The organism is Psychrobacter sp. TAE2020, from assembly GCF_018919485.1.
Classification (GTDB): Bacteria; Pseudomonadota; Gammaproteobacteria; order Pseudomonadales; family Moraxellaceae; genus Psychrobacter.
Map to the genome: position 1 here is coordinate 2,757,567 of NZ_JAHLMU010000001.1, position 7,684 is coordinate 2,765,250.

Annotated in this window: 4 protein-coding genes; 3 read left to right on the forward strand and 1 reads right to left on the reverse strand. The window is 41.2% G+C overall.

What is annotated here, in order from left to right; genetic code table 11:
• Positions 1 to 272: 272 nt before the first annotated feature.
• Entirely contained in the window at positions 273 to 3,173 is a 2,901-nt protein-coding gene (gene uvrA, locus KPY62_RS11390; protein WP_216582188.1) for an excinuclease ABC subunit UvrA, read from the reverse strand.
• Positions 3,174 to 3,925: 752 nt separating this feature from the next.
• On the opposite strand from uvrA, the gene KPY62_RS11395 reads away from it, so the two are divergent.
• The 3 genes from KPY62_RS11395 (at position 3,926) to ssb (ending at position 7,074) form a co-directional block, all read left to right on the forward strand.
• The gene (locus KPY62_RS11395) at positions 3,926 to 5,290 is read left to right on the forward strand and encodes an MFS transporter (protein WP_216582196.1); all 1,365 of its coding nucleotides are present in this window, start codon (positions 3,926 to 3,928) and stop codon (positions 5,288 to 5,290) included.
• A gap of 202 nt (positions 5,291 to 5,492) precedes the next feature.
• A complete protein-coding gene (locus tag KPY62_RS11400; protein WP_216582198.1) occupies positions 5,493 to 6,077 on the forward strand; it encodes a DUF3833 domain-containing protein in 585 nt (194 codons plus the stop codon).
• Between the two features lie 373 nt (positions 6,078 to 6,450).
• A complete protein-coding gene (ssb, locus tag KPY62_RS11405) occupies positions 6,451 to 7,074 on the forward strand; it encodes a single-stranded DNA-binding protein (RefSeq protein ID WP_216582200.1) in 624 nt (207 codons plus the stop codon).
• The last annotated feature ends 610 nt before the right edge of the window (positions 7,075 to 7,684 follow it).

Consider the following 7,684-nt stretch of genomic DNA (forward strand, 5'->3'; position numbering starts at 1 on the left):
TTGTATTTTATTTTCTATAGACTGAGTAAGAAAAGGAGTATAACTTGTTAGCAATATTTCAGCAACAAATGTCAAGTTTACATATTTGCTAGATTATAATTACCTAGGTTTTTATTTATTGAAAAATTAATTTGGTTAGTGTTAAAGGTGAAGGTTCTATTTAGTTATCGGTGCATGGAATGCACCCTACGCTTGATAAACTCAAACTCTACTCAAAAAAAAGGCCACCCCCGAAAGAGCAGCCTTAATATTACATTTCAACAATGATCCGACTAGCTAGCTTTTTGCAACTCAAGCATTGGCTTTAAGAACTCACCCGTATGTGAGTTTTTATTCTCAGCCACTTCTTCAGGTGTGCCTTCAGCGATAATCATACCACCACCTTTGCCACCTTCAGGGCCAAGATCGATCACCCAATCTGCGGTTTTGATAACGTCTAAGTTATGCTCGATGACCACGATAGTATTGCCTTTATCACGCAGCGCATGCAAGATATTGAGCAATTTATCGATATCATGGAAATGCAAACCAGTGGTAGGCTCATCCAAGATATACAGCGTCTGTCCCGTATCACGTTTGGCCAGCTCACGGGCTAGTTTGACTCGTTGCGCTTCACCACCTGATAGGGTTGGTGCCGACTGACCGAGACGGATGTAGCTAAGTCCCACTTCCATTAACGCTTGCAGGCGACGATGAATAGCTGGGATCGCTGAGAAGAACTCAACCGCATCTTCTACGGTCATATCCAGCACGTCAGCGATGGTTTTGCCTTTATAGTGAATCTCTAAAGTCTCACGGTTATAACGCTTGCCATCACAGACATCACAAGGCACATACATATCTGGTAAGAAATGCATCTCAACTTTGATTAGACCATCACCTTGGCAAGTCTCACAGCGTCCGCCTTTTACGTTAAAGCTAAAGCGACCTGGCTTGTAACCACGGGCACGAGCTTCTTGAGTTTGGGCGAACATTTCTCGTACTGGGGTAAAGACGCCAGTATAAGTTGCTGGGTTTGAGCGTGGAGTACGACCAATTGGGCTTTGATCGATATCGACCATTTTGTCCAGGTGCTCAAGACCGGTGATACTTTCATGCTTATCAGCAATTAGTGTCGAAGCATTGTTCAATTGCGTGGCGGCTAATGGCATCAAGGTACGGTTAATCAAGGTCGATTTACCCGAACCCGATACCCCAGTGATACAAGTCATAATACCAATAGGTAAAGTCAAATCAACGTTCTGTAAGTTATTACCCGTTGCGCCTTTTAGCTCAATAGCCATCAGTACTTTTTTAGGCTTAGCTTTACCCTCGACGGCAACTTCTATCATCTTAGGCTGATGACGAACCTTTGGAATCTTAATACTTCTCTTACCAGACATATACTGTCCAGTAAGCGACTCTTCGGATGCCATAATATCATCGACAGTACCCTGAGCGATGACATAACCACCATGCACGCCAGCGCCAACACCGATATCGATGACGTGGTCGGCTTGACGAATAGCATCTTCATCATGCTCAACGACCAGTACCGTATTACCCAAATCCCGCAGGCGAGTCAGAGTTTTTAGCAGGCGATCATTATCACGTTGATGCAGACCGATTGAAGGCTCATCAAGTACATACATCACCCCCATGAGTCCAGCACCGATTTGACTAGCTAGACGAATGCGTTGCGCTTCACCGCCTGATAAGGTTTCCGCTGAACGGGCCAGAGATAAATAATCCAAGCCGACACTAACTAAGAAGTTTAGACGCTCATTAATCTCTTTAAAGATTTTTTCAGCGACTTCGCCTTTATGACCACCAATCTTTAGGGTCTTATAATAGTCAGCGGCATCACCAATAGACAGCTTAACGATCTCAGCGATAGTTTGATCATCGACACGGACGTTGCGTGATATCTCGTTGAGACGAGCGCCATCACAGACGTTACAAGTGGTATCGGCTAAATATTTAGCTAGCTCGTCGCGCACCAGATTACTTTGAGTCTTGGCATAACGGCGCTCAAGATAAGGCAATACACCCTCAAAAGGAATAGTTTTATTAGTCTTACGTCCACGCTCATCAGTAAAGTTAAAAGTCAGCTTTTCTTTACCCGAACCGTGCATAATAAGGTCTTGCTGCTCTTTTGGCAGCTCTTGCCACGGCGCATCCATATCGATATTGAAATGCTTACATACCGTAGATAGTAAACCGAAGTAATAGGCATGACGCTTATCCCAGCCGTTTATTGCGCCTTGATTCAAGGTTTTTTCGTGGTGAGTAATGAGTTTTTCGGCAGCGAAATACTGACGTTTACCAAGACCATCGCAAGCAGGGCACGCCCCATAAGGATTGTTGAAACTGAACATTCTTGGTTCGAGTTCAGAGACCGCGCGATCACAGACCGGACAGCTGTGCTTAGCAGACATCACTTGATTGTCAGAACCGCCTTCTTTAGGGTTACCATCCATAAAGTGTAGGGTTACTAGCCCTTGACCTAGACGCAGCGCAGTCTCAAGACTCTCCGCCACTCGGTTACCCAAATCATCACGCACTTTAAAGCGGTCAACTACCACTTCGATAGTATGTTTTTTCTTTTTATCTAATGCTGGTAGCTCGTCAGTATCATAGACATCACCATCAACACGTACTCGTACAAAACCTTGACCAATGAGCTGCTCAAGTAGCACAATGTGCTCACCCTTACGCTCACGAATCACTGGTGCCAAAATCATTATCTTAGTGTCATCGGGTAGTGACATAACCTGATCGACCATTTCAGTGACCGACTGCGCCACCATAGGTTCGTCATGCTCAGGGCAGTAGGGAGTACCGATACGCGCATAAAGCAAGCGCAAATAATCGTAAATCTCAGTGATAGTACCGACCGTAGAGCGTGGGTTATGGTTAGTCGATTTTTGCTCGATAGCAATAGCAGGCGATAAACCCTCAATACTATCGACTTCTGGTTTTTCCATCTGTGATAAAAACTGACGTGCGTATGCCGATAAACTTTCGACATAACGGCGCTGTCCCTCAGCATATAGAGTATCAAAAGCTAAAGAAGATTTACCGGATCCTGATAAGCCCGTGATGACTACGAACTTATCACGTGGAATATCCAAGTCAATATTTTTTAGATTATGTGTGCGTGCGCCGCGTATTGCAATATGGTCATGTGCCATCGTTTATAGGTTTCCTATTTTCTAAAAAGTGGTCAAAACTAATATGTAAATATTAAGCTAACTTTACTAATCCATCACTAATCTAGCAAAAAGTAGCTAATGCATCAAAAAATGTAGCTGCAGTCGATTGCTCTGCCAAAACCCTAAAAGAAATTTGAGATAAAATTTTAGTTAATAAAAAAAGAGCGATTTAGCAAACAAAAGAAAGGTTCATATAAAAGGACTGAGTAATAATTGCATCGAATTTAAAGCCATTGGTTTGTTTAATGCTATTTTTTATAAAGCTATTTTTAATCGTTAATTAATAAAAATTTGAACCTAATAGTTATTAAGTGTTTCGTTGTATTTAACTGATTTTATATTAGAGGCTTGAGACTGTCCAAACCGTTATAAGGTATAAGCGATGCCTGCTAGAAGCAACAACCCAGTAGTGCAATATGCTTTGTAGCGACTTACTTTATTGTTATGACAGTGGCATTATTCAAGGTACAAGCACATATTAGCTGCACTTAGTAACAAATTTATTATGTCCCTAATAACAGGGCTTAGTAACAGATACTAGCTTATCCTCTAGCGATAAGAACTAATAAATGATTGTTGAGCTTGAAAGTATGACTGGTGGCAAGAAGATAAAAGTTTCGGTAACGAACGAGTGAATGTTTTATACTGTGAGGCTTAATTGCCACGTCAGAATAATCTTGCGTGTCACTTATCAAATGACAAATCTGTAGTGATAAACCTGTGAGGCAAGTATGAACAGCGTAGAAAAACGGGCAATCGGAGGGGTTGGCGGCATTTTTGCTCTACGGATGATTGGCTTATTTATGATTGTGCCAGTGTTTTCTGTTTATGGGGATAATTATGCTCATGCTACGCCATTTTTAATCGGTCTGGCTGTTGGTGTTTATGGACTTGGACAAGCTATCTTTCAGATACCAATGAGCCTTGCTGCCGATAAATTCCCACGTAAGCCAGTTATTATGCTGGGGCTAGTATTGTTTGCGCTAGGCGGTATTATTGCCGCCAATGCTACTGATATTTATGAAGTGATTATTGGACGTGCGCTGGCAGGTAGTGGTGCGGTGTCGGCGGTTTTGATGGCGTTATTAGCGGATGTTACTCGTGAAGAGATGCGTACTAAAGCTATGGCTACTATGGGTTTGACTATTGCCTCATCCATTATGTTAGCTTTTGCCTTTGGTCCGCTCCTCGTAGGCTCGCTAGGTATCTCAGGACTATTTTGGCTGACCGCTGGGTTTGCGGTATTGGCGATGGTATTGCTATTGATAGTACCTTCACCATTACGAGTGCTTAAGCATAATTTAGATAACAAGTCGATCGGTCAGCAGCTCGCTACTGTACTCAAAATTGGTGATCTAAACCGTCTACATATTGGTATCTTTGCCTTGCATCTAACTATGACGGCGATATTTGTGATTTTGCCCCATCAGCTCAGTGCAGTTATGGGCTTGTCAGTACGCCAGCAAGGCTTGATTTATCTGCCACTACTATTTATTGGCTTTGCAGTAGCGATTCCTTTTATTATTATCGCTGAAAAGAAACGTAAGATGCGCCAAGTATTCTTAGCTGCTATTGCTTTAATGACCGCCTCTTTAGCTATACTAGCGCTGGGTGGTCAAGCTAGTTTCGGTATTATCTTGGGTTTATTACTTTATTTTATGGGCTTTAATTTGCTTGAGGCCACTATACCTTCGTGGATATCTAAGCGCGCACCAGTGGCTAATAAAGCAACGGCAATGGGTCTAAATTCATCAAGCCAGTTCTTTGGTGCTTTTGTCGGTGGGGCGATGGGTGGTCTGTTGCTCAATCAGTCTAATTTATTGGCTTGGGGATTATTAGCGGTAATAATGGCAGCAGCGCTGTTACTCATTATTCCTATTGCTGATCCACCATATCTATCTAGTACTACGGTGACCATACCGAAAGATATCGATATCCAAGACTGGTCGCAACAAATGATGGCGATTAATGGCGTCGATGAGCTAGTAGTGATGGCAAAAGAGCAAGTGGCTTACCTAAAGCTAGATAAAACTCAGTTAACTGATCTATCGCGACAACAGTTATCCAAGTTAGCTCAAAGTCCTTTAGATATTTAAGCTTTTATTGCGTTCGATATTTTTATTTTTTTCAGCAAGAAAGTTAGAATATAACGACATAAGTAGCTTGAAATAAGCGGCTTGAGATAGGAATGGTCAAAAAATACAGTTTGCTAATAACAAACCTTAAGGCTGGCAAAAAAGCTGGCAAAAAAAGGCTAGTAGAAAGTCACTTTTATTATGCATCTAAAAAGGAATTAAGATGAAGACATTCAATGCTTTATCAACTATTACTAAAGCGCCGACTAAACCACTAACTAAGTTTGCTATAGGTCTTGGTTTAGCAGTAACCCTGCTTACTTCTGGCTGTGCTACCCAAAACATTCAGAGTTACCAAAACGTTACTCCAACTCTCGATATGCATCAGTTTTTCTCTGGACAGATCGATGGCTGGGGCATGTTCCAAGGCCGTAATGGTGAAGTAAAAAAACGTTTCACTGTCGATATCGATGCCACTCACGAAGGTGATGACGTCATTGTCTTAGATGAGAAATTTGCTTGGGCCGATGGTACAAAATCACAACGTATATGGCGTTTAACTCAGCAAGCAGATGGTCAGTGGAAAGGTACTGCTGGGGATGTTATTGGTGAAGCGTCAGGACAAGTAGCTGGCAACGCTTTACATTGGCAGTATGTATTAGATTTGCCAGTCGATGATAAAACTTACCAAGTAAACTTTGATGATTGGATGTATTTAATCAGCAAAGATGTGATGCTTAATCGCGCAGTGATGAGTAAGTTTGGGGTAGAGTTAGGTAGCGTGACCTTAAGTTTACAGCGCAAATAATAATAGCCACAACCATAATAATAGATAGGTATAGGTCGGTCTTATTAGCTCAAAAATAGCTATTTTTTATAATTATTTAAGCCTATTTTTTTGAAAAATAAATAGCCAGTACTGAAAACCTAATAACAAATCTGCTGATTATAGTCGGTTAAAGCCATACGTAGTCTACAAGCGACATAGGGTGTCGCATATAGATCGAGCTTACTGGATATTTATCTAAAAACCGTATACCATAAAACTAGATTATTGACAGTGGCAATAACCAACAGCTACAAGTCTGGGTTAGACAATAAATAGAGTTAGCTATTTTAGCTTTAGATAAAATGACTCAGCGAAATATTTATAAAGTTATTCATCAAAAAAGGACGATATCATGCGCGGTGTTAATAAAGTCATCATCATCGGTAACCTCGGTGCAGATCCTGAGGTACGTCAATTCAGTAACGGTGGTAGCGTCACCAATATTTCGGTAGCTACTTCTGAGCAGTGGACGGACAAACAAAGTGGCGAAAAAAGGGAGTCAACTGAATGGCACCGCATTGCGCTATATAACCGCTTAGGCGAAATTGCTGCTCAATACTTGCGTAAAGGCAGTAAAGTCTATATCGAAGGCAGTTTGCAGACTCGTAAGTATCAAGCACCAGACGGCAGTGATCGTTACGCTACTGATATCAAAGCTTATCAGATGCAAATGTTAGACGGAGCGACTGGCGGTCAAGCTCAAGAAGGGGGTTATAGTAATAACCAGAATAACCAACCAAGTTATGGCAACCAAGGTGGCCAAAACAGCGAGCAATACTCTCAGCAAGGCGGTGGCTATAATCAGGGTGGCCAAGGTGGCGGTCATAACCAAGGCGGCTCTTCAGCTCAAAACGGTTTTAATAATAACCAAAGCGCAAATAATCAGTTTGCTCAGCCAGCAGTGACTAATAATAGCGCGGCTAACAAACCTACAGCAATGCCGGATGGTCCTGTTGATGATGATATCCCGTTCTGATGATGATAAAAACTAAAGTTTAACAGTTAAGTCAATGACATAAATAGTATCCGCTGAAGCCTCGTTAATACGGGGCTTTTTGTTGTCTGTCGCTGACTGAGTAATAGCGAATCTGGCTATAGAGCTTTACAAGTACATTTAGCACTGACGGGTGTAGCACAGCACAGTTATTCATACTTGAGTGCCAATTGTTTACTAGTAGTGTAGCAGGGCAAACTGCTGGGGCAGATGGTTACTGTGCTAGTAGTGCTACTGGCGCTAGCTCTAGTATCTATAAAAATAATTTAGCCTCAGCAAAGCCATACAAAGACATAAAAATAATTTAGCCTCAGCAAAGCCATATAAAGACATAAAAATAATATATTGAGTTTAGAGAGTGTTTAATCAATAGTAAATATTATTGAGATACTACGAAGATATTATAAATTTTAGTAATTATTTTGTAGTTAATACTGATGTACATTAGAAAACCCCTATATTGACAGGGTGTTTGCTCCTTTATGCTATTAGTTAAATAATGTTTAACTTTAAAATTAAAATTTCTTATTAAGGGATTATTTATTCTGGATATTAAAATATTGATATCAATACAAAGCTTAATAGATAGGGA